This window comes from Micromonospora sp. WMMD967, assembly GCF_029626165.1.
Lineage (GTDB): Bacteria > Actinomycetota > Actinomycetes > Mycobacteriales > Micromonosporaceae > Micromonospora > Micromonospora taraxaci.
Genome location: NZ_JARUBK010000001.1, coordinates 4583517 through 4602992 on the forward strand (window position 1 = coordinate 4583517; position 19476 = coordinate 4602992).

Genomic DNA, 19476 nt, shown 5'->3' on the forward strand with positions numbered 1-19476 from the left:
ATCAGGGGAGCTGGGGGTAGAGCGCCGCCACGCCGCCGGGGAATCCGGCCTGCACCCGCCGGCTGACGTCGTCGGCGACGATCTCGTACGCGTCGGCCTCGATGCCGTCGACGGTGAGCCGGGCGATCACCGCGGGGTCGGACTTCGGGCCGGTCACATTGGCGGCCATGTCGGTGTCCAGGTAGCCGACGTGCAGGCCGGCGACCCGGACGCCCCGCTCGGCGAGCTGGAGGCGCAGCGCGTTGGTCATCGCCCATTCGGCGGACTTCGCGGCACCGTAGGCGGCGTGCATCGGGAAGTTCACCCAGGACAGCACGGACAGCACGTTGAGGATCGTTCCGCCGCCGTTGCCGGCGATGACCGGCGCGAACGCCCGGACCGTGGACAGGGTGCCGATGTAGTGGGTCTCCAGCTCCAGCCGGACGAGGTCCAGGTCGCCGTCGAGGAGGTCGGTGCGGGTGTCGATACCCGCGTTGTTGACCAGCAGGTTCACGCCGCCGGCACGCTCGGCGGCGGCGGCCACCGAGGCGGGGTCGGTGATGTCCAGGCGCACCGGCGTCACGCCGGGGAGGTCCACGGTGTCCGGGTTGCGCGCGCCGGCGTAGACGGTGGCGCCGCGGGCGAGGAGTTCGGCGGCCAGGTGGCGGCCGAGGCCGCGGTTGGCGCCGGTGACGAGGGCGGTGCTTCCAGAGATCTTCATGGCGGTCACGCTATCCCACCTGACTTCTGTTAACCAAAGTCAGCCATGTCACACCGACGACCCCCTCAATCGGGAATGCGACCCGGACGCGGCGGCACCCCGGCCCGTGACGACTCGTATCCTTTCCGCGAAACCCCGCACGAGCCGAGATGGGAGACGGTGTGAGCAACCAGGCCGAAACGTTGGAGTTCCAGGCCGAGGCGCGTCAGCTCCTCCAGTTGGTGGTCCACTCGATCTATTCGAACAAGGACGTCTTCCTGCGGGAGCTCATCTCGAACGCCTCCGACGCCCTGGACAAGCTGCGGCTGGCCACTCTCGTCGACAAGGACCTCGTCGCCGACACCGACGACCTGCACGTGACGCTCGAGGTCGACAAGGACGCCCGCACCCTCAGCGTGCGGGACAACGGCATCGGGATGACCCGCGACGAGGTCGTCCAGTTGATCGGCACCATCGCCAAGTCGGGCACCGCCGAGCTGCTGCGCCAACTGCGCGAATCCGCCGACGCGCGCGCCTCGCAGGACCTGATCGGCCAGTTCGGCGTCGGCTTCTACGCCGCGTTCATGGTCGCCGACCGGGTCACCCTGGTCACCCGCAAGGCCGGCGAGACCGGCGGCACCCGCTGGGAGTCCACCGGCGAGGGCACGTACTCGATCGAGGCGGTGGACGAGGCCCCGCAGGGCACCACTGTGACCCTGCACCTCAAGCCGGCCGACACCGAGGACAACCTGCACGACTACACCGCCGAGTGGACCGTCCGCGACATCGTCAAGCGATACTCCGACTTCATCGCCTGGCCCATCCGGATGACCGTCGAACGCCCCGGCGCCGACGGCGAGGCCGCCACCAGCGAGGTGCAGACCCTCAACTCCATGAAGGCGCTCTGGGCGCGGCCCCGCGACGAGGTCGACGCCGCCGAGTACAACGAGTTCTACAAGCACGTCAGCCACGACTGGGCCGACCCGCTCGAGGTCGTGCACATGAAGGGCGAGGGCACCTTCGAGTACGAGGCGCTGCTGTTCCTGCCCAGCCACGCACCACTTGACCTGTTCTCCCCCCAGGGTCGCCGAGGCGTCCAGCTCTACGTCAAGCGTGTCTTCATCATGGACGACTGCGAGGCGCTCGTCCCGACCTACCTGCGCTTCGTCAAGGGCGTGGTCGACGCGCACGACCTGTCGCTGAACATCTCCCGGGAGATCCTCCAGCAGGACCGGCAGATCCAGATCGTCCGTCGCCGCCTGGTCAAGAAGATCCTCGCCACCGTCAAGGACCTGAAGGCCAACCACGCCGAGCGCTACCGCACCTTCTGGACCGAGTTCGGCGCGGTGGTCAAGGAAGGGCTGATCGACGACACCGACAACCGGGACACCCTGCTGGACATCCTCTCCGTGGCCTCCACCCACGACGCGACCGAGCCCACCGACCTGGCCGGTTACGTCTCGCGGATGAAGGACGGCCAGACCGACATCTGGTACGCCACCGGTGAGTCCCGGGCCGCCATCGAGAACTCGCCGCACCTGGAGGCCTTCCGGGCCAAGGGTCACGAGGTGCTGCTGCTCACCGACCAGGTCGACGAGGTGTGGGTCGAGCGGGTCGGCGCGTACGACGGCAAGACGCTGCGCTCGATCGCCAAGGGCGAGATCGACCTGGACACCGACGAGGAGAAGCAGCAGGCCGAGGCCGAGCGCGAGCAGCAGCGGCAGGAGTTCGCCGGCCTGCTCGACTGGCTCGGCACCACGCTGACCGACAGCGTCCGGGAGGTCCGCCTGTCGTCGCGACTGACCACCTCACCGGCCTGCGTCGTCGGCGACGCCCACGACCTCACGCCGACCCTGGAGAAGATGTACCGGGCCATGGGGCACGAGGTGCCCCCGACCAAGCGGATCCTGGAGATCAACCCCGGGCACCCGCTGGTCTCCGGGCTGCGTAAGGCCCACGAGCAGGGGAGCGACCAGGCGGCCCTGACCGAGACCGCAGAGCTGCTCTACGGCCTGGCGGTGCTCGCCGAGGGCGGTGAGCTGGCCGACCCGGCCCGCTTCACCCGGACGCTCGCCGATCGGCTGGCGCGCACTCTGTAGACGGTCGACACCCGGCCGGTGGGCCACCCGACCAGGGGACCCGCCGGCCGGTTCGGCGTGCGACGTCGAGCATCCGATCACCAACGGACACGTCGAGTCGCTCGGCGACACACCGTGATCTGGCTGCGCCACGGGCCTGATCGAAACCGGTCCACAGTGCTCTCTGCACAGTGGCCACTCGCCCGCAACCGCTGCGGGTGACGCCCCGCGTAGCCCGGTGAACAACTTCACAGGGGTTGGGCGATCGTCACCGACCGTGCCTAACGTCGGTCGGGTTCGCCACTGCGGACACCACGGCCGGCAACGCCAAATCCTGCCCCCGGCCGTCGGAACCCAGTCACCCGGGCAGGAGCGGGGGACCCACACGTTCCTCGGTGCACGTCACCTCGGGGTGAAGCCGCCACCGTGCGGCCGGGCTCCTCGGCCCGAACCCGACAGCTCACCTCGCCGGCGTGGAGGAAGCTCACATGACGTCAGTTCACACGCCCCGTCATCGACGGGTCACCACCCGCCGCCTCGCCGTCGGCACCCTGGCCGTCGGCGCGGTCACCGGCGCTGTCGCCCTCTTCGGCCCGGCCGCCCCGGCGCAGGCCGGAGTCAACTGGGACGCGATCGCCAAGTGCGAGTCCGGCGGTAACTGGAAGATCAATACCGGCAACGGCTACTTCGGTGGCCTGCAGTTCTCGCAGAGCACCTGGGCCGGTTACGGCGGCAAGAAGTACGCCGCCCGCGCCGATCTGGCCAGCCGAGGCGAGCAGATCGCCATCGCCGAGAAGGTGCTCGCCGGGCAGGGGATCGGTGCCTGGCCGACCTGCGGCAAGAAGGGCGGCTCGTCGGGCGGCTCCGCCACGAAGTCGACGAAGTCCACCGCCAAGTCGACGAAGTCCACCGCCAAGCCCACCGAGCGGCAGGAACGGCAGGAGCGGCCGTCGCGCGGCGAGCAGCCGGCGTCCCGCAACCATGAGCGCACCGCGTCGCCGTCGGGCGGCCAGACGTACCTGGTCCAGCCGGGCGACACCCTGTCGGAGATCGCCGACGCCCACCGGGTGTCCGGCGGCTGGCAGGCGCTGTACGAGCACAACCGGAAGCTGATCGGGGCCGACCCCGGTCTGATCTTCCCGGGTCAGAAGCTCAGCCTCTGACCGACGGCACACGAACGCTCGGCCGGATCACCGGCCGAGCGTTCGTGTGTGCTGCGCTGGTCAGCCCGAGTGCCGGGTCGGGTTCGGGTCACGCCGCCGAGGCGGACGCCTTCGGTGCTCGACGAGGCGCCACCGGGCCGGCGTTACGACCCCAGCGAGAGGCCGGTGCCAGGTCGGTCCCGCCGTCGACGGTCACCTCGACGGAGTCAGACCCGCCGCGGGACAGGCGCAGCGAATGCTCGGCACCCTGACGGGCAGCGCAGGGCCAGGCCTGCCCGGCGCACTGGAGATTGCGGCACTGACCCTCGTCGTCCGGCTCGTGGGCGCTCAACACGTCGATCGCCAGTTGCCAGAGCAGCGGGTCGGTCACGTCGTGCGGGCGCTCGGCGCCGCGGCTCGCTCGGTTGCTGGTGTCGTCGGACATGGTGGGTCCCCCCTTGTCAGGCTGTACCCCTCAAGGGTCACCCGTCGGCCGCCGGCTAAACCGCCGACCTGCTGTGATGTGTCTCCTGTCGCAACTCGCGCGCGGACACCGCACGCAGATCGGTCAATCCGGCAGCAGCGGCATCTCGACACCCGGCTCCCGGCCGAGCAGGACCGCACGGGTGAGCGCCGTCGAGCCGAACCGGTCGCGGACCGCGTCGACCGCGGCGTCCAACTCCGCGCCCGGGTCGCGGTGGAACGGCAACTCCGGCTGCACCGGACTGTCGTCCAGGTTGCCCACCGACACACCGATCAGCGTGACACCACGACTGTCGATCTCCGGCTGCGCCGCCCGCAGCAACGCGCGCGCGGCGGCGAGCAGCGGCGTCGTGTCCGCGGTCGCCTTGCCGATGGTGTGCGAGCGGGTCGCCCGGCTGTAGTCGCCGAAGCGCAGCCGCAGCACCACGGTGCGCCCGGAGCGCCCGGCCGCGCGCATCCGGCGGGTGACCCGGTCGACCAGGCCGGCGAGGATGGCGTCCAGTTCCGCCGGGGCGTGCGGGGTACGGCTCAGCGCGTGTTGGGCACCCATCGAGCCGCGTCGGCGACCGACCTGCACCGCGCGTGGGTCACGGTTGTGCGCCAGGGCGTGCAGGTGCCGGCCGGCACCGGACCCGAGCAGCGACACCAACGCGGCCTCACCGAGCCGGGCGACTTCGCCGACGGTACGGATCCGGTGCTCCCGCAGCTTCGCGGAGGTGACCGGGCCGACGCCCCACAACCGTTCGACCGGAAGGGGGTGCAGGAAAGCCGTCTCGGCGTCCGGTGCGACCACCAGCAGACCGTCGGGTTTCGCCACCCCGCTGGCCACCTTCGCCAGGAACTTCGTGCGGGCCACACCCACCGTGATCGGTAGGTGGACCCGCTCCCGAACCTCCCGACGCAGCCGCGCGGCGATGTCGGCCGGTGGCCCGACCAGCCGCCGCAGGCCACCCACATCGAGGAACGCCTCGTCGATGGAGAGCCCCTCGACCAGCGGAGTGGTCTGCCGGAAGATCTCGAAGACCGCGCGGCTCGCCGCCGTGTACGCCGACATCCGCGGCGGCACCACGATCGCGTCCGGACACAGCCGGCGTGCCTGCTGGCCGCCCATCGCGCTGCGGACGCCCCGCGCCTTCGCCTCGTAGCTGGCCGCGAGGACCACGCCCCCGCCGACGATCACCGGCCGGCCACGCAGGCGTGGATCGTCGCGCTGCTCGACCGACGCGTAGAAGGCGTCCAGGTCGGCGTGCAGGATGCTGGCACCGGGCGACACGTACACATGTTCGCATGGCATCCGGTGATCGCGGCAGTGACCTGGGCGAACGTGGCGTCAGTCGAGACAGAACTCGTTGCCCTCCGGGTCGGCCATGACGAGGTGACCGGCACCCAGCGGGGGAGCGGGCTCGTGGCGACTGAGCCGGGTGGCACCGTGCGCGGCGAGCCGTTCGGCCTCCTTCTCCAGGGCCGCCATCCGTTCGTCACCCTCCAGCCCGGGTGCGGCCCGCACATCGATGTGTACGCGATTCTTGACCTGCTTGGGCTCGGGGACCCGTTGGAAGAACAGGCGCGGTCGCGAGCCCTCGGGGTCGACCACCGCCGACGCGTCGTTGCGGTGCTCCGGCGGCACCCCCATCGCGTCGAGCGCCTGCTCCCAGGACGCGAAGGTCCCGGGCGGGCCCTGCACCTGGTAGCCGAGGGCCTCGGCCCAGAACGCCGCCAACGCGGCGGGGTCGGCGCAGTCGACGGTGATCTGCATGTCGCGGGCCATCTCAGCTCCCTGTCTCGTGATCCTGGTCGGTCATGGGCCCAGCCTCTCGTTGATAGCGGACAGAGGCGTTCCGCGTTGTGTGTAACGATCGGCGGGTGACCGTCGAGGCGACGACCGAGCGGGTGTTGCGGTTGCTGGCGCTGCTCCAGCGGCGGCCGTCCTGGACGGCCGCGGACCTCGCCGCCGAGCTCGGTGTCACCGACCGTTGTGTGCGTCGTGACGTCCAGCGACTGCGTGCGCTCGGCTATCCCGTGCACGCGGCACCGGGGGTCGGTGGTGGCTACCAGCTCGGTGCGGGCACCCGACTGCCGCCGCTGCTCCTCGACGACGAGGAGGCGATCGCGACGGCGGTCTCGCTGCGCCTCGCCTCGGGCGGCACGATCGCCGGCGCGGGCGAGGCGGCCCTGCGGGCCCTCACGAAGCTCGACCAGGTCATGCCGGCACGGTTGCGCGCCGAGGTGCGTGCGGTGCACGGCTCCACGGAGACGCTCATGGGTCCGGTGGCCGAGATCGACGCGGAGGTGCTGGTGACGCTGGCCCGAGCCTGCCGCGACGCGGTGCGGGTGCGATTCACCTACGAGGCACGCAACGGTGGGCAGCACGAGCGGACGGTCGAGCCGGTCCGGATGGTCACGACAGGTCGCCGCTGGTACCTGATGGCCTGGGACGTGGACCGCGACGACTGGCGGACGTTCCGCCTGGACCGGATGGCTACCGCGTTCGCGACGACCTGGCGTTTCCGGGCGCGCGAGCACCCGGACCCGGTCGCCTTCGTGCAGCGGGCCGTGACCGAGGCGTCGTACCGGTATCTCGCCCGGGCTCGTGTGCGCGCGACGGTCGACCAGGTGCGGGAGGCGGTGCCGCCCCAGGTGGGGCGGGTCGAGGAAGACCGCGACGGGTGGTGCGTGCTGGTCGTCGGCGGGGAGCGCCTGGACTGGCTCGCCGCGCACCTCGCCCGTCTGAGTTACGAGGTGCAGGTGTTGGAGCCTCCGGAGTTGCGCGACGCCGCGGCCCTGCTCGCGCGTCGGCTCACGGCGATGGCCGGCCCCGCGTCAGCGGACAGCGTGTAGTGACGCAGCGACACCGCGCTGCCGTCGGGTGCGGTCCACGGCGCGGTGCTCGTGCCGGTGCACCGCCATCCGGTGCGCTCGTAGAGCGCCGCCGCCGCTGCGTTGTCCGACGTCACCTCCAGCACCAGGGCGGTCCCACGCGCGTTCGCCCACCGGCGAACCCGGTCCAGCAGCGCACTCCCCAGCGCCGACCCCCGGGCGCCCGGCGCCACGAACAGACGTGCCACCTCGGCCGTCGGCCGGGCCGGCGACGCGCCCGCCGGCCCGGGCACCACCCGGTGCACCGCGACGTGCCCGACGATCGCCGCGTCGTCGGCGACGGCGACCCAGGCGTGGTCCGGGCGCGGCTCACTCAGCCAGCGGCGCGGATCGGCGGGCCAGTTCACTGGATACCGGTCGACCCGGTGGACCTCGGCGAGCGCCGCGACGCATCCGTCGAGGTCGGCGGCACGCCGTCGGCGGATGCGCGGTGTGGTCACAGGTCGTCGAACGGGCGCGCGTAGCGGAACTCACCCCGGATCGAGTCGCGCCACGCGGCCATCGGACGGGCCATGAAGTACTGCGGCCCCCAGGGCTGTGGCGGAGTGACGCCCAGGTCGACGGCGGGCCCGAAACCGAAGCGCGGGTAGTAGTCGGGATGCCCGAGCAGCACCACGAGCGGCTCGTCCCGCGCGTCGGCCGCGCCGAGCACCGCGTGCATCAACGCGCTGCCGACGCCGCGTCGCTGCCAGTCGGGCAGCACGCCGAGCGGCCCCAGGCCCAACGCCACCGGCTCACCGCCCACCAGGCCGCGGGTGGCCACCACGTGACCCACCACCTGGCCGTCCGAATCGACAGCCACCAGGGAGTACGTGGGCAGCCAGCCGTCGTCGGCACGAAGCGCGTCGACCAGTGTCGCCTCCACCGGTAGGCCGTCGCCGTCGCCGTCGCCGTCGCCGTCGCCGCTGTCGTTGCCGTCGCCGGTCTTGGCGAATGCGGCGGCGTGCACCGCCCGGATGGCGTCGACGTCGGCGGGTGTCTCACGTCTGATCAGCACCGCGCCACGATACGGGTGTTCCTGGCGGCGGCTCCACGCGTTTATCCCGCTGAAGGCCGACGCCGGCGTGCGCGGCCTGTTGATTCGCGTGCCGGCTGCCGCGTGCCGGCTGCCGCGTGCCGGCTGCCGCGTGCCGGCTGCCGTGCGGCGGATGCCGTGCGCTGCGTGGCGTGCCGTGGCGTGTCGTGTCGTGCCCGCGTGCCCCGCCCCGCGGCTGAATGCCGAGCGTCCGACGCTGTGGCCTCATGCTTGCCGCGAGAAGTGGTGGTGATCATTGCGCTGCATGTCGCAGGAACGAGCGATATACCTGTGAGGCATAAATATGACTCACAGGTATATCGCTTATTGGGGAACGTGGCCCCGGGATCCGGAATCCGTTCCCAGGCCAGATGGTCGAGCCGAGGCACGTCCCGGTCGACGGCGGCGACTGGTACGACGCCAACACCCTGGCCCGCTCGTTCCAGAAGGGCTACCTCTCGGCCGAACGGGAGCTGTACGACGCATGGCCGTCGCGCCGATCCCCACGCTGCTCGGAGGCGACGTCGCCCTCAACGGTCGAGTTCCGCGTCTGCCGCGCCCGGCTGTTCCTGGCCGGGTGGTGCCCCCGGCTGTCCCTGGCCTGCCCTGGTGACCAGCGCGTCCAGCAGTGCGGGTGTCACAGGTTCACCCGTCACGAGCACCCGGAAGTGGATCGGCCCGACCGCCTCGTCGACGAGGAGGTCGACGTCGGCCGCGGCGGGCAGCTCGCCCCGTGCCGCTGCCCGGTCGAACGGCACTCGGTCGCGGGCGCGCAGCTGCGGCAGAACCTCCGCGCGCAGCCGGGCGGCCAGCTCCGGATCATGCTGGGCCTGACCGACCAGGGCCCGGAACACCGCGCCCGAGTCGGACACCTCGAGGAAGCGGACCAACTCGTCGAGGTGGGCGCGCAGGTCGGTACGGAAGGCGCCGGTGTCGGGCAGCGTGAGCTCCTGGGCGCTGTCGGCGGTGAACGCGTCGACCAGGATGTCGGTCTTGGAACGCCACCACCGGTAGATCGTCTGCTTGGCGACCCCGGCCCGGGATGCGATGCCCTCGATGGTGACCTTGGCGTAGCCGATCTCGGCGACGAGGTCGTCCGCCGCCTGGAGCACGGCCTCGCGGGCCGCCTCGCTCCGGCCGTGCCGGTTGCCGCGATGCATCAGGCGCTCCTTCCCGTGAGACGTCTTTCCCGTGAGGAGTTCAAGTCTTCCGAGACGTTACAAGATCCGGGTCTTTACTAGACGCAACGTTGCGTCTAGTCTATCTGCCATGACGACGATACTGCACGACCCCGCCGACCGCGACCTGATCGCCCGGCTGTTCACCGAGGCCGAGCGCGACGATGAGCGCTCGCCAGGCCGACCCGCACCCACGGTCACCCCCCAGGAACGCTCCGACCTGCTTGAAGAGGTCTACATGCCGATCTCGGCTAGCGGCGGCGACCTGCTCTACGCCCTGGTCCGCGCGGCCCGACCGCAGACGGTGGTCGAGTTCGGCACCTCGTACGGAATCTCGACGCTCTACCTCGCCGCGGCCGTGCGCGACAGCGGGATCGGGCACGTCATCACGACCGAGCTCAGCGCGACCAAGGTCAAGGCGGCCCGCGCCAATATCGAGGCGGCCGGGTTCAGCGACCTCGTGACAGTGCTCGAGGGAGACGCGCTGACCACCCTCGGCATGGTCGGCGGCCCGATCGGCCTGGCGCTGCTCGACGGCTGGAAGGACATGTGCCTGCCCGTCCTGCGCCTGATCGAGGACCGGCTCGCCCCGGGCGCCCTGGTCGTCGGCGACGACTCCACGTTCGAGTCGATGAGCGACTACGTGACCTACGTCAGAGACCCGGGCAACGGCTACGTCAGCATCGACTTCCCGGTCGAGGATGGCATGGAGCTCAGCTGCTGGACGGGCCGCTGATCGAAGAGGTCAACCTGAGCAGGTTGACGCCGGATCGCCAGCGGGCCGGGCCGGGTCAGGCGTGGTTCCGTCGCTCGTCAGCCCACGGCGGTGGCCGACGGTGGGGCGCTGCCGCCCTGCGGTGCCTCCGGCGTCATCAGTCGCACGATCTCCGCCTGGTCGGCTGCCGAGGGCAGACCCCAGCGCCGCTGGTAGCCGTACACCTCGTGCAGGGGGCTGGAGCCGGTGCGGCCGTCCAGGATCTCCACGGCATCCGTGTCGATCAGGCCGGGGTGTTCGACGCCGCAGGCCTCGGCGACCCTGGTCAGGTCGCGGCGCAACGTTCGCAGGTAGTTGGCCGCCCGCACCGACTTCAGCGCCGGGTCCAGGCCCCGGGCGAGCCACGCGTTCTGGGTGGCGACGCCGGTGGGGCAGGTGTCGGTGTGGCACTTCTGCGCCTGGATGCAGCCGATGGAGAGCATCGCCTCCCGACCGACGTTGACCATGTCGCAGCCGAGCGCGAAGGCGACGATGGCGTTGTCCGGCAGGCCGAGCTTGCCGCCGCCGACGAAGACCACCTGTTCGTGCAGGTCGTGCTCGGCGAAGATCTTGTACACCCGGGTGAAGCCCTGCTGGAACGGGAGGGACACCGAGTCGGTGAAGATCAGTGGCGCGGCGCCGGTGCCGCCCTCGCCGCCGTCGATCGTCACGAAGTCCACGCCGCGGCCGGTGTCGCGCATCAGCGTGGCCAACTCCTGCCAGAAGCCAAGGTCGCCGACCGCCGACTTGATACCGACCGGCAGGCCCGTCTCGGCCGCCAACAGCTCGACCCAGTCGAGGAGGCTGTCGCAGTCGGAGAACTCGGCGTGCCGGGACGGGCTCACGCAGTCCCGCCCGGCCGGGATGCCGCGGGTGGCGGCGATCTCGGCGGAGACCTTGGCGCCGGGCAGCAGACCGCCGAGGCTCGGCTTCGCGCCCTGGCTCAGCTTGATCTCCAAGGCCTTCACCGGCGCGCCGGCAACCAGGTCCTTGAGGCGGTCGAGACTGAACCGGCCCTGCTCGTCGCGGCAACCGAAGTACGCCGTGCCGAGTTGGAAGACCAGGTCACCGCCGTTGCGGTGGTACGGCGACAGGCCGCCCTCGCCGGTGTTCTGAAGGCAGCCGGCGAGCGCCGCCCCCTTGTTCAGCGCGGCGATGGCGTTGCCGGAGAGCGAGCCGAAGCTCATCCCGGAGATGTTGACCACCGACTCCGGGCGGAACGCGCGGGCCCGTCCCCGGGCGGCGCCGAGCACCTTCGCGCAGGGTAGCCGGACGTCGTGCCCAGCGGTCGGTGTGGACGGCGGAACGGCCCGGCCGAACGTGCGGTGCTTGATGATCGGATAGCCGGGGGTGTACTCGATGTCGTTGTCGGTGCCGAAGCCGAAGTAGTTGTTCTGCTGCTTCGCCGACGCGTACACCCAGCGGCGCTGGTCGCGGGTGAACGGCCGCTCCTCGTTGTTGCCGGCCACGATGTACTGCCGAAGCTCCGGCCCGATCGCCTCCAACAGGTAGCGGGCGCGTCCGAGCACCGGGAAGTTGCGCAGCAACGCGTGGTCGCGCTGGATCAGATCCCGCGCGGCGAGGGCCGCGACGGCGGCGGCAGCAGCGGGTACGGCTCGACGGGCCCATGTCATGTCCGGCACTTTCTCCGTCCGCACGTCGGCTCAAACCGTCCGACGGCGCGTTGGCGCTGGTGGCCGGGCCGGGCCGGCGGCGGTGCGGACCCGGGCCCACACCGCCTCCTCGGGCTCAACGGTGCCGGTACGACTGGCGGACCGAACCGCCGACGATCGTGCACCACGTGCTCGTGCTGACCTTGCCGTTGCGGGGCAGGCCGTGCAGCGCCTGCAGGTCCTGCACGGCGGCCCGGGTGGCGTGGTCGTACGCCCCGGTGACGGTGACCGCGTACCCCTTGGTGGCGAGCATTTCCTGGACGGCCGTGACGGGCGCGCCGGTGGCGTGCTGGTCCAGCTCCGGTGCCAGCGTTTCCCAGGTCGGCGGGGTGAGGGTGGCGTCCACGTCCACCGGGATGCCGTTGCGGGCCTGCCAGTCCTGCACCGCCGCCACGGTCGCGGCGTCGAAGGTGCCGCTGACCGCCACCGCGTAGCCCCGGTGCGCGAGCAGGTGCTGCACGACCCGGACCGAGGGGGAGTTCACGAAGCGCCACAGGTCCGGCCAACGGCGCGCCGGCACGTCGCCCAGCTTGGTGCCGAGGGCGGCGTGTACCCGCCGCCGCAGCTCGGGGAACTGCCGGTAGAAGGCGGCGCCCGGGCACTCGGTGGTGCGGAAGTCCCAGTGGCCGAAGATGTCGTACGCGTGCAGCCCGTACTGTCGGCAGATCGCGACGCAGAGCTTGACCAGGGAATCGGTCAGGGCCTTCGGCGGCGTCTCGGTGACGTAGGTGCCCTCGTTCTCGATGCCGATGGCGCGGCCGTTCTCGCCCGGGCAGTGCGCGGAGATCATCTGCCGGTCGCCGGCTTCCAGGCGCTCCAGGCTGCCCCGGCGTCCCTCCAGCACGTAGCCGCCCCGGCTCACCGTGAAGTGCTGGCCGGTGTCCGACCAGCCGTTGCCGTCCATGTGCAGGTCCTGGCAGTCGTGGGCCAGCTTGACCGCCTGCTCGCGGGAGTAGTCGGTGACGTTCGGGAATGCCATGTGATGCACGATGATCTTGTTGGTGGCGATGGCGCTGACCGACAGCGGGTCCTTCGGGGGGCGGGCGGCCCACTCGTCGCAGCTGATGATCCAGTCCAGGTCGGTGCCGGGGGCGGCCTGCGCCGAGGCGGGGAAGGCGAGTTCGCTCCCGACGACGGCGACGGTGGCGGCGCCGAGACCGGCCCGCAGCAGTGTCCGGCGATCCAGTTCGGAATGGTCGACGTGCATGACATCTCCTCCTGCGGCCCACGGCGGGGGGATGAAAAGTAGCTCCAGTGGCCGCACGCACCCCGGAGAATATTGCCAAGACTCGTCCGCGCGCTAGACCCCGTCCAACCAGGCCGGCGTTTCTCCACGGGCCGGTGAGGGTAGGTCGGGACCGACTGTCCCGGCTGCCCCGTAGAGGAATGACCACATGAGTGACAACGTCAGCGACGCGGTGGGTGACGCCCTGCGCTCGGTGATGCTCTTCCTGCCCAAGGCCGTCGCCTTCCTGGCGATCCTGGTGGCCGGATGGCTGATCGCCAAGGCCGCGCTGAAGATCGTGGAGAAGGTCCTGGAGCGCGTGGGCTTCGACCGCGCCGTCGAACGCGGCGGCGTCCGCCGCGCGTTGAGTCGCTCCCGGTACGACGCCAGCGACATCGTCGCGAAGCTCGTCTACTACGCCCTGCTGCTGTTCACCCTTCAGCTCGCCTTCGGCATCTGGGGGCCCAACCCGATCTCCGACCTGCTCGGCGCGGTGATCGCGTGGCTGCCCCGCGCCTTCGTCGCGATCGTCATCGTCGTGGTGTCCGCCGCCATCGCCAGCGCGGTGAAGGACATCATCAGCGGCGCGCTCGGCGGCCTGTCGTACGGCCGGGTGCTGGCCACCACCGCCTCGGTGTTCATCCTCGGCCTGGGCGTCATCGCCGCGCTGAACCAGATCGGTGTGGCCACCGCGGTCACCACTCCGGTGCTGATCGCCGTGCTGGCCACGATCGGCGGCATCCTCGTCGTCGGGGTCGGCGGTGGTCTCATCCGTCCTATGCAGAGCCGGTGGGAGGGGTGGCTGACCCGTGCCGAGCAGGAGTCGCAGCTGATCGCCGAGCACGCCCGCGCCTACCGGGCCGGTCGCCGCGACGCCGAGGCCGAGCTGGCCCGCGCGGCGGCAGCCCCCGCCGAGCCGGCGGCGCGGCCGTCCTTCGTCGGCACCGACGTGGAGGCCACGCAGGTGGTGGCCCGACCGTCCGACCCGGAGGCCACGCAGACGGTGACGCGACCGTCCGACCCGGAGGCCACCCAGGTCGTGACCCGACCGTCCGGCGCGGACGCGACCCAGGTCGTGAGTCGTGGTGACGCCGACGCGACCCAGGTGGTGCGCGCCGGTGACGCCGACACGACCCAGGTGGTGAGTGCCGGCGGCGCGGTGCCCGGCCCGCGTACCAGCGACGACAGTGAGGCGACCACGGTCCTCCCGCCGGTCGACCCGAACCGGCGCTGACACGCACGTCATCGGCGGGGTGCGATCCTTCGGGATCCCACCCCGCCGCACGTCGTCCGGCACGCCGAAAGCGCTGGCGGGCATGACAGGGCGCGGCTAGCATCCGGGCATGACCTGGCGACATTGATCCCGCCGCGTAGCCCGATCCCGTGGGCCACCGCGGGCACCGCACATCCGGTGTCCGTCTCCACTCCCACGGGAAGGCCCCATGATTCACATCGCCTCGCGCGTGCCCGACCCGGCGGTCCGCCGGCTGACGGCAACACTCTACGGGTACGCGTTCCTCAGCGACCTTGTCCTGCTCTACCCGCTGTACGTGGTGTTCTTCGCCGACACCGGGCTGTCCGTCGGGCAGATCTCGTCGCTCTTCGTCATCTGGTCGGCCGCCGGCATCCTGTTCGAGGTGCCGTCCGGCGCGTGGGCCGACGTGGTGTCCCGCCGACTGCTGTTGTGCCTCGCCCCGCTGGTGAGCGCCGCCGGGTTCGCGCTCTGGGTGCTGGTGCCGTCGTACCCGGCGTTCGCTCTCGGGTTCCTGCTCTGGGGAGCGGGGGGAGCGTTGGTCTCCGGCGCGCTGGAGGCGCTGGTCTGGACCGAACTGGAGCGGCTCGGCGCTGTTGATCGGTACGCCCGGGTGCTCGGACGCTCCCGGACAGCCGGCGTGCTGGGCGTGGTGCTCTCCGGGGTGCTCGCCGGCCCGGTGCTCGCCGCCGGCGGCTACCCGGCGGTGGGCGCCGCCAGCGTACTCGCCTGTCTGCTCGCCGCGGCGGTCGCCGCCCGGTTCCCGGAGCGCCGCCCAGCACCCGTCGCGAACGAGGCGGCCGGGCCGGACGACGCGGCCGGGCCGGACGACGATGACGACCTGGGGTGGTGGGAGACGCTGCGGGCCGGGGTGGCCCAGGTTCGCACCCGCCCGCCGGTACGGGCCGCCGTGCTGCTGGTGGCCGTGGTCGCCGCCGACTGGGGCGCCCTGGACGAGTACACCCCGCTGCTCGCCCTGGACACCGGTGCCGGGGCGCAGGCCGTGCCGTTGCTGCTCCTGCTGCTCTGGGCCGGGGTGACCGTCGGCGGACTGCTCGCCCCGGTGGGGGAGCGGTGGGGCAGTCGGGGTTACGCCGCGCTGCTGGGTCTGGTCGGCGTTGCGTTGGCCGGGGGTGCCCTGCTGCGGCACCCGGCGGGGTTCGTGCTGCTCGCTGTCGCGTTCGGCGCTGCCCAGCTGGCCACCGTGCTGGCCGACGCGCGGCTCCAGGCCCGGATCACCGGCACCAGCCGGGCCACCGTCACGTCACTGGCGGGAATGGCCACCGACGTGTTGATCATCGTGACGTACGCCGGCTACGGCCTGCTCGCCACGGTGGCCGGCAACGCGGTGGCCTTCACGGTGACGGCCGTGCCGTACGGGGTGCTGGCGGTGGTGCTGCTTACCCGCCGTCGGCGGCCCGTGGTGAGGCCTCGAGACGCCGCCGCGTCGACGAGCGGTCAGGGTTGGTCACCGTCGAGGTAGACCCATCGGCCGTCCTCGCGGACGAACCGGCTGTGCTCGGTCATCGTGCCGGGCTGCCCGGCGTTGCGGTAGTGCGCGTGGAAGGTGACGGTGCCGGCGGTGTCGAGCAGGCCGCCCCGCTCGGTGCCGACGATCTCCAGCCGGGTCCACCGCTGCCCCGGGTCAAGCTCAATGGAGGTGGGTCGGGTCGACGAGTGCCAGCTGCGCAGCAGGTAGCCGGTGTCGCCGAGGGCGAAGGCGCTGAACCGGGAGCGCATCAGCGCCTCGGCCGTGGGCGCTGGCTTGTCGCCGCTGTGCGCCGGAGCGCAGCAGTCCGCGTACGCCTGCCCGGAGCCGCACGGGCAGGCCCGTCCCGTCGTCGTGTTCGCCCGTCGGCGTGCCTTACCCACCTCGCCATCCTGCCGTACCGGCCGCACCGCCCGACGGTGACCCGGGCCGGTTGACGACCGTTCCTAGACTCGCGGCATGACGCGATCGCCTGCCGTGCCGCTCGCCCCGAACGTATGGCGCATCCCCACCGTGGGCAGCTCAGCCGTCAACTCGTACGCGTTCGTCGACGGCGACGGCAGCGTCACGCTCGTCGACTGCGGGCTGGCCAAGGCACCGGCCCGGATCGTGCGCGGGCTGGCGGCGATCGGCAAGGTGCCCGCCGACGTCACCCGGATCGTGCTCACCCACGCGCACCCCGACCACGCGGGTGGTGCGGCGGAGATGTCGCGGCGTACGGGTGCCCCGGTGGCGGCGCACGTCGGCGACGTTCCGTACGCCGAGGAGGGCCGCGCGCCGGTCAGCGACCCAACCGTGACCGGCGGCCGGCTCTTCGCCCGGCTCAACAGCGGCCGGTTCCCGGCGGTGCGGGTGGCGCAGCCGCTGGCCGACGGCGACGTGCTCGACGTCGGCGGTGGCCTGCGGGTGGTGCACACCCCCGGCCACTCGCCGGGTCACGTGTCGTTGCTGCACGAACCGACCCGACTGTTGATCACCGGGGACGCGCTGTTCAACATTCTCGGGGTCCGCTATTCGCCGAAGGTGCTGTGCAGCAACTTCCAGATGACCCAGCAGACCGCCCACGTGTTCGGCGAGTTGGAGTACGACCTCGCGGCCTTCACCCACGGCCCGGAGTTGACCGACAACCCCCGGGAGAAGATCCGCGCCTTCCTCTCGACGCACCGCTGAGCAAGCGGCCTCACAGCCAGCCGGAGCGGCGGGCTGTGGATCAGGCGGTGCGGGTGGCGAAGACGACGACGTTGTCGACGTAGTTGCCGGTCGCGGCGTCGAACCGACCGCCGCAGGTGATCAGGCGCAGCGCGGCGGCGTCCGCCGGGCCGTAGACGAGCGTGGTCGGGAAGTGCTCCTTGGGGTACGCCCGCACGTCGTCCACTGTGAACGTGGCGACCTGGGTGTCGGCGCGGGTGACCTGGATCTGCTCGCCGGCGCGCAGCCGCCCGAGGTCGAAGAAGACCGCCGGGCCGGCCGGTGAGTCGACGTGTCCGACCAGGACGGCGTTGCCCGTCTCACCGGGGCTCACCCCGTGCCGGTACCAGCCGGCGAGGGTGGGCCGGTCCAGTGGCGGCACCTCCAGCACCCCGGCCGCGTCGGCCCCGACGGGGACGACCTCCGCGCGTACGCCGATGGCGCTGATCTGCACCAGGACCGGCGCGGCGCGCGGGAGCGGCACCAGGTCCGGTGCCGGCTGGGTGCGTCGTGGCGCGTCGGCGGGCGGTCGTGGTGGCGTCGCCGGGTCGGCGGTGAGGCCGACCGTGATCAGCCCCAGCCCGCTCACGGCGAGCAGGGCGACCGCCGCCGGTAGGGTCCGCCGCCACCACACGTGGGCACCTCCGTTGGGATCGTCGGGATGCCCGCGCCGGTGTCGCCGGCGCGGGCACCCGTCCTCAGGGATGGAACAGCCGCCGATCAGGCGACAGTGGACACCGGGCGACGCCGGCGGACCAGGATCACCGCGCCGGCCAGGGCGGTGCCGAGCAGCGTGCCTCCGGCGGCCAGAGCGCCGTTGTCGCGGCTGTCGCCGCCGGAGCCGGCGGGCGCGCCGCCGATCGGGGTGACGGTGAACGTCGCGCTGCCTGCCGAACTGCCGTCGCCGCAGGTCGCGGCCACCGTGTACGTGCCCAGGGTGAACCCGGCGGTGAAGAGTTCGGCGCTCAGCCCACCGCCGGCGGCGGCTGTCGTGGACCTGACGTTCTGGTCGCGGTTGGGGCCGGTGACCCGGAACAGGGCGTCACCCGACTTCGGGTTGCAGGTCGTCGCGGTGAGCACGACGGTCCCTCCGACCGGGGTGGTGGCCGGTGACACCGTGGTGTCGGCCAGTGCGGCGCCTGGCAGCAGGAGTGTGCCGAGGCCCACGCCGAGCGCCGCCGAGCAGAGTGCTGTTGAGACCTTCATACGCGTCTTCCCTCACTTTTCGTCCGCTGACTGCGTGGGACGTCGTTCGGGTGGCCAACTCCGTGACTAGCACCGGTGTGCCCAACACTAGGTGGGTTGGGCCCACGATCAGGTGAAAATGAGAATTCCTCGTTGCCGTCACGTGTCCACCCGAAGGCGGGGAGAGCTGCGCAAAGGCCCGGACGGTCCGAGCAGCGCCGGTCCTCCGGTCGATGTCGGGCTGTCGCGGCTGGGCTGATGGCGAGGTATTGACGGAAATACGCCGGCTGGGCGTCCGGTCAGCCGGCCGGGGTCGCCTCGGGCATCGGCTCGCCGGTTTCGAGGAGCGTCTTGAGGCTGGCCAGCAGTTCCGGCCAGCCTCCACTGCCGTCGAGTTGGCCGCTGATGGCCCGGTGCATCTCGCTGTCGGGGGAGAAGTCGTCGTGGATCACGGTCAGCCGGACGGCCGCCGGGCCGTGCGGCTCGATCTCGAACGTCACCGTCGACCGACGCTCGCCGAGTCGGGCCGCCAACTCCTCGGCGGACCACCCGAAGTGCTCGGCGTGCTCGGGTTGGAAGCCGTGCCAGCTGTAGGACAGGAGGCGGTACGGCTCCGCGGCCAGCACCCGCTGGCCGAGATCGCGGGGCTCGTCGCCGGGCGCGTCCTGCCACAGCACGGGTGACCCGACCTGCCAGTCCGACACGAGGGCGATCCCACCCCAGTAGCGACGGGTGAACGCCGGTTCGATGAGTGCGGCCCACAGTCGCTGTGGCGTGGTGGTGACATACGTCGTGTAGGCGAAGGTCGGGCTCTCCACGGTGTGTCGCTCCAATGCGGTGGTCAGGTCGGCGAGGGCGGATGCGCGCGCACGGTCGTAGTGGCTGAGCCATCGGTCGGCGATGGCGTTGATCGGGGCGGCGTTGAGGTAGTGCACTTTCTCCCGGCCCCGCCGCACGCTCGTGACGAGGTTGGCCGCCTCCAGCACCGAGAGGTGTTTGCTGACGGCCTGCCGGGTCGTCGCCAGCCCGTCGCAGAGCTCCCGCAGGGTCTGGCCGTTGCGCGTGTTGAGCCGGTCGAGAAGCTGACGTCGGCTGGGGTCGGCCAGTGCCCGGAACGCCTCGTCCACCGACCCTCCCCCCAATAGGCAACCGTCTGGTTGCCCATCAAGATAGGCAACCGGATGGTTGCTCGTCAAGCGTGGCACCGCACGCCGGCCGGAGCGGCGTGAAGGGCCGCGCACCGATGTGGCAGCGTGGG

General features: G+C 71.7%; 20 protein-coding genes and 1 riboswitch. Of the genes, 7 read left to right on the forward strand and 13 right to left on the reverse strand.

Annotation, left to right across the window (positions count from 1 at the left end; genetic code table 11):
- Position 1 precedes the first annotated feature (1 nt).
- Positions 2 to 700 carry an SDR family oxidoreductase gene (locus tag O7631_RS20535; RefSeq protein WP_278145717.1) on the reverse strand — a complete coding sequence of 233 codons (699 nt, stop codon included), beginning with the start codon at positions 698 to 700 and terminating at the stop codon, positions 2 to 4.
- Positions 701 to 849: 149 nt separating this feature from the next.
- On the opposite strand from O7631_RS20535, the gene htpG reads away from it, so the two are divergent.
- Positions 850 to 2778 (forward strand): molecular chaperone HtpG, encoded by a 1929-nt coding sequence (htpG, locus tag O7631_RS20540; RefSeq protein WP_278145718.1) that lies wholly within the window; start codon positions 850 to 852, stop codon positions 2776 to 2778.
- A 294-nt stretch (positions 2779 to 3072) separates the two neighbouring features.
- Positions 3073 to 3246, forward strand: a riboswitch (cyclic di-AMP (ydaO/yuaA leader).
- On the forward strand, positions 3246 to 3920 hold the full coding sequence (locus O7631_RS20545) for a transglycosylase family protein (RefSeq protein WP_278145719.1): 675 nt from the start codon (positions 3246 to 3248) through the stop codon (positions 3918 to 3920). It overlaps the preceding riboswitch by 1 nt.
- An 88-nt stretch (positions 3921 to 4008) precedes the next feature.
- On the opposite strand, the gene O7631_RS20550 is transcribed toward O7631_RS20545, so the two are convergent.
- The 3 genes from O7631_RS20550 to O7631_RS20560 form a co-directional block, all read right to left on the reverse strand.
- A complete protein-coding gene (locus O7631_RS20550; RefSeq protein ID WP_278145720.1) occupies positions 4009 to 4344 on the reverse strand; it encodes a hypothetical protein in 336 nt (111 codons plus the stop codon).
- Between the two features lie 123 nt (positions 4345 to 4467).
- Positions 4468 to 5655 carry a DNA polymerase IV gene (dinB, locus tag O7631_RS20555; RefSeq protein WP_278147979.1) on the reverse strand — a complete coding sequence of 396 codons (1188 nt, stop codon included), beginning with the start codon at positions 5653 to 5655 and terminating at the stop codon, positions 4468 to 4470.
- Between the two features lie 57 nt (positions 5656 to 5712).
- Positions 5713 to 6150: a VOC family protein gene (locus O7631_RS20560; RefSeq protein ID WP_278145721.1), complete on the reverse strand. Its 438-nt coding sequence runs from the start codon at positions 6148 to 6150 to the stop codon at positions 5713 to 5715.
- A 95-nt stretch (positions 6151 to 6245) separates the two neighbouring features.
- Between O7631_RS20560 and O7631_RS20565 the strand changes: the two genes are divergently transcribed.
- Complete coding sequence (locus tag O7631_RS20565) at positions 6246 to 7220, forward strand: YafY family protein (protein ID WP_278145722.1); 975 nt, start codon at positions 6246 to 6248, stop codon at positions 7218 to 7220.
- Here the strand turns inward: O7631_RS20565 and O7631_RS20570 are convergent.
- The 3 genes from O7631_RS20570 to O7631_RS20580 all read right to left on the reverse strand — a co-directional run bounded on the left by O7631_RS20570 (position 7115) and on the right by O7631_RS20580 (position 9434).
- The gene (locus O7631_RS20570; RefSeq protein WP_278145723.1) at positions 7115 to 7699 is read right to left on the reverse strand and encodes a GNAT family N-acetyltransferase; all 585 of its coding nucleotides are present in this window, start codon (positions 7697 to 7699) and stop codon (positions 7115 to 7117) included. The genes O7631_RS20565 and O7631_RS20570 overlap by 106 nt on opposite strands.
- A complete protein-coding gene (locus O7631_RS20575) occupies positions 7696 to 8256 on the reverse strand; it encodes an N-acetyltransferase (RefSeq protein ID WP_278145724.1) in 561 nt (186 codons plus the stop codon). Before O7631_RS20575 ends, O7631_RS20570 begins: the two co-directional genes overlap by 4 nt.
- A gap of 548 nt (positions 8257 to 8804) precedes the next feature.
- Entirely contained in the window at positions 8805 to 9434 is a 630-nt protein-coding gene (locus O7631_RS20580; protein ID WP_278145725.1) for a TetR/AcrR family transcriptional regulator, read from the reverse strand.
- Positions 9435 to 9543: 109 nt separating this feature from the next.
- Between O7631_RS20580 and O7631_RS20585 the strand changes: the two genes are divergently transcribed.
- Positions 9544 to 10188, forward strand: a complete 645-nt coding sequence (locus O7631_RS20585) for a class I SAM-dependent methyltransferase (RefSeq protein WP_278145726.1) — start codon at positions 9544 to 9546, stop codon at positions 10186 to 10188.
- A 77-nt stretch (positions 10189 to 10265) separates the two neighbouring features.
- Here the strand turns inward: O7631_RS20585 and O7631_RS20590 are convergent, their stop codons facing one another.
- Entirely contained in the window at positions 10266 to 11840 is a 1575-nt protein-coding gene (locus O7631_RS20590; protein WP_278145727.1) for an FMN-binding glutamate synthase family protein, read from the reverse strand.
- Between the two features lie 115 nt (positions 11841 to 11955).
- Entirely contained in the window at positions 11956 to 13086 is a 1131-nt protein-coding gene (locus O7631_RS20595; protein ID WP_278145728.1) for an N-acetylmuramoyl-L-alanine amidase, read from the reverse strand.
- A gap of 187 nt (positions 13087 to 13273) precedes the next feature.
- Here O7631_RS20595 and O7631_RS20600 point away from each other — a divergent pair, with 187 nt between their 5' ends.
- Both O7631_RS20600 and O7631_RS20605 read left to right on the forward strand, forming a co-directional pair.
- Complete coding sequence (locus O7631_RS20600) at positions 13274 to 14338, forward strand: hypothetical protein (RefSeq protein ID WP_278145729.1); 1065 nt, start codon at positions 13274 to 13276, stop codon at positions 14336 to 14338.
- Positions 14339 to 14546: 208 nt separating this feature from the next.
- Entirely contained in the window at positions 14547 to 15839 is a 1293-nt protein-coding gene (locus O7631_RS20605; RefSeq protein WP_278145730.1) for an MFS transporter, read from the forward strand.
- Here O7631_RS20605 and O7631_RS20610 read toward each other — a convergent pair.
- The gene (locus O7631_RS20610; protein WP_278145731.1) at positions 15815 to 16228 is read right to left on the reverse strand and encodes a YchJ family protein; all 414 of its coding nucleotides are present in this window, start codon (positions 16226 to 16228) and stop codon (positions 15815 to 15817) included. The two genes, O7631_RS20605 and O7631_RS20610, sit on opposite strands and share 25 nt — an antisense overlap.
- Before the next feature lie 76 nt (positions 16229 to 16304).
- Here O7631_RS20610 and O7631_RS20615 point away from each other — a divergent pair, with 76 nt between their 5' ends.
- Complete coding sequence (locus tag O7631_RS20615; protein WP_278145732.1) at positions 16305 to 17015, forward strand: MBL fold metallo-hydrolase; 711 nt, start codon at positions 16305 to 16307, stop codon at positions 17013 to 17015.
- 40 nt (positions 17016 to 17055) lie between these two features.
- Here the strand turns inward: O7631_RS20615 and O7631_RS20620 are convergent, their stop codons facing one another.
- The 3 genes from O7631_RS20620 to O7631_RS20630 form a co-directional block, all read right to left on the reverse strand.
- Positions 17056 to 17667, reverse strand: a complete 612-nt coding sequence (locus tag O7631_RS20620) for a class F sortase (protein WP_278145733.1) — start codon at positions 17665 to 17667, stop codon at positions 17056 to 17058.
- An 86-nt stretch (positions 17668 to 17753) separates the two neighbouring features.
- Positions 17754 to 18239, reverse strand: a complete 486-nt coding sequence (locus O7631_RS20625) for a hypothetical protein (protein ID WP_145782633.1) — start codon at positions 18237 to 18239, stop codon at positions 17754 to 17756.
- A gap of 278 nt (positions 18240 to 18517) precedes the next feature.
- Positions 18518 to 19345: a metalloregulator ArsR/SmtB family transcription factor gene (locus O7631_RS20630; protein WP_278145734.1), complete on the reverse strand. Its 828-nt coding sequence runs from the start codon at positions 19343 to 19345 to the stop codon at positions 18518 to 18520.
- Positions 19346 to 19476 lie beyond the last annotated feature (131 nt).

Excerpts from the sequence above, each read along its gene's own strand:
- O7631_RS20545 (WP_278145719.1), top strand. The coding sequence starts at position 3,246 with ATGACGTCAGTTCACACGCCCCGTCATCGACGGGTCACCACCCGCCGC.
- htpG (WP_278145718.1), top strand. The coding sequence starts at position 850 with ATGGGAGACGGTGTGAGCAACCAGGCCGAAACGTTGGAGTTCCAGGCC.
- O7631_RS20560 (WP_278145721.1), bottom strand. The coding sequence starts at position 6,150 with ATGGCCCGCGACATGCAGATCACCGTCGACTGCGCCGACCCCGCCGCG.
- O7631_RS20590 (WP_278145727.1), bottom strand. The coding sequence starts at position 11,840 with ATGACATGGGCCCGTCGAGCCGTACCCGCTGCTGCCGCCGCCGTCGCG.
- O7631_RS20595 (WP_278145728.1), bottom strand. The coding sequence starts at position 13,086 with ATGCACGTCGACCATTCCGAACTGGATCGCCGGACACTGCTGCGGGCC.
- O7631_RS20550 (WP_278145720.1), bottom strand. The coding sequence starts at position 4,344 with ATGTCCGACGACACCAGCAACCGAGCGAGCCGCGGCGCCGAGCGCCCG.
- O7631_RS20535 (WP_278145717.1), bottom strand. The coding sequence starts at position 700 with ATGAAGATCTCTGGAAGCACCGCCCTCGTCACCGGCGCCAACCGCGGC.
- O7631_RS20615 (WP_278145732.1), top strand. The coding sequence starts at position 16,305 with ATGACGCGATCGCCTGCCGTGCCGCTCGCCCCGAACGTATGGCGCATC.
- O7631_RS20580 (WP_278145725.1), bottom strand. The coding sequence starts at position 9,434 with ATGCATCGCGGCAACCGGCACGGCCGGAGCGAGGCGGCCCGCGAGGCC.
- O7631_RS20605 (WP_278145730.1), top strand. The coding sequence starts at position 14,547 with ATGATTCACATCGCCTCGCGCGTGCCCGACCCGGCGGTCCGCCGGCTG.
- O7631_RS20625 (WP_145782633.1), bottom strand. The coding sequence starts at position 18,239 with ATGAAGGTCTCAACAGCACTCTGCTCGGCGGCGCTCGGCGTGGGCCTC.
- O7631_RS20600 (WP_278145729.1), top strand. The coding sequence starts at position 13,274 with ATGAGTGACAACGTCAGCGACGCGGTGGGTGACGCCCTGCGCTCGGTG.
- O7631_RS20585 (WP_278145726.1), top strand. The coding sequence starts at position 9,544 with ATGACGACGATACTGCACGACCCCGCCGACCGCGACCTGATCGCCCGG.